The sequence below is a fragment of the Gordonibacter pamelaeae 7-10-1-b genome, assembly GCF_000210055.1.
Lineage (GTDB): Bacteria > Actinomycetota > Coriobacteriia > Coriobacteriales > Eggerthellaceae > Gordonibacter > Gordonibacter pamelaeae.
Window position 1 is genome coordinate 2,230,453 of record NC_021021.1, and the last position, 1,901, is coordinate 2,232,353.

Annotated in this window: 1 protein-coding gene; it reads left to right on the plus strand. The window is 68.5% G+C overall.

From position 1 onward, the window contains the following. Positions 1-161 precede the first annotated feature (161 nt). On the plus strand, positions 162-1,901 hold a 1,740-nt coding region (locus tag GPA_RS10360), incomplete at its 3' end, for an SNF2 helicase associated domain-containing protein (RefSeq protein WP_041239455.1).

Consider the following 1,901-nt stretch of genomic DNA (forward strand, 5'->3'; position numbering starts at 1 on the left):
CGCATAGCGCGGCCATGGAGGCGCAGCTGCGCGATCCAACCCGGCCACTGCGAGCCCGATGCCGTTTTCGCGTCGGGCCCCGGCCGCCGCCCCCGCGCGGACGGTGCTGTAGTATGATGAACTAGTACACCCGTTCGGAGAGGAAGGTGGGGAAAGCACCGATGATCCCGGAGAACGCCCTTGCGGCTATCTGCTCCGCGCGCACCCTTGCACGTGCGGAGCAGATAGCCGCCTCCGACCGCAACATCCTCACGAAGCAGGTGCGCTACGATGGCGACGAGATCACGCTTTCCGCGTTCGTGGCCTCGAGCAGCGGCTGGGACGACCGCTACCGCACATCGGTGTGCTTCGAGGATGACAGCGGCATCATGCTGGACTATTCCTGCACCTGCCCCGCCGACCGCGAGCACGACGGCATGTGCAAGCACTGCGCGGCGCTGATGCTCTCCTACAGCCGCGCACCTCAGCGGTTCCTCGGCTACCAGGCGCAGCGCACGCGCACGACCTCGGCTTGCATCGAGGACTTCATGAAGCGCGCGGAGCGGCTGGCCGGCGCGCAGGAGGCAATCGGAAACGTCGACATCGAGACGACGCTCGCTTGCGGCTACCGCTCGTGGTCGGCGCGCTTCCGCCTTTCGGGGCCGCAGGGCTCCTATGTGATGAAGGGCATCTCCGACTTCGTCGAGCGCATGCGCACGGGCGAGTTCTTCTCCTACGGCAAGAAGCTCGCGTTCCACCATGTGCCGGCCCAGCTCACCGAGCACGCCCGTCACATTGCGCGCTTCCTCGACCGCGCCGTGGCCCTGCGCGAGCAGACGAGCGCGGCGGCGTACTGGCGCTACCGCTCCTCGAACGTGGTTGGGCGCGACTTGGAGCTCACGGATGCCGAGGCCGTCGAGCTGCTCGATCTCCTGGCCGGTCGGGATTTCGCCATGGACGAGGACGAGATCGGCGCGCGACGAGCCATGCGCACCCGCATCGTCGATGAGGACCCGCGCATCACCGTCGCCCTGAGGCCCGCCGATCGGGGCGGCTACTTCGTCGAGCGCACTGATTTTCTGGCGCTGGCCGCGCAGGGTGAGCGCCTCTACGTGTGGAAGGACGGCCTCTTCCACAACTGCTCGCCCGAGTTCGCCCAATGCGCCGACTTCCTGCGCAACGTCTACGACAGCAGCGAGAGCGACCTCTACGTGGCCGAGGCCGACATGCCTCTGTTCTGCGCGGCGGCGCTGCCGGCCATCGAGCGGCACCTGCACGTGGACCTGCCCGCCCAGATCGAGGCGTACAAGCCCGTGCCCTGCCAGCTTGAGTTCTTCTTCGACCGCGACGACACGCGCGTGACCTGCGACGCCTGGGCAGCCTATGGCGAGGTGCGCCATCTGCTGTTCGGTTTCGAGACGCAGGGGGAAGGGGCGGGCGCGCCGAAAGCAGGCACGGGAACGGAAGCGGCGGCGAGGAAGACGGAAACCCCGCCGAAGCCCTCCGGCCCGCTGCGCGACGAGCGCCTGGAGGCGCGTGCGGGCGAGCTGGCGGCGAGGTACCTCGATGCGGTGGACGCCACCCTTCCCCTCGCCGACGACGAGGCCGTGGGCGCGCTTTTGTTCGGCGGCCTGGCGGAGTTCCGCGCGCTGGGCACGGTGTTCACCACGCCCGCGTTCGACCGCCTCATCCGCGACAAGAAGCCGCGCGTAACGCTCGGCGTGTCGCTCGCGGGCAACCTCGTCAACCTCACGGTGGATTCGGGCGACCTGCCCGCCCGCGAGCTCGCGTCGCTTCTGGCGAGCTACCGCAAGCGCAAGCGGTACCACCGGCTGCGCGACGGGATGTTCCTCGATTTGCAGGATTTCGACCTCTCGCAGCTCGACCGCCTCGCAGCCGACTTGGGCCTCACGGCCAAGGAG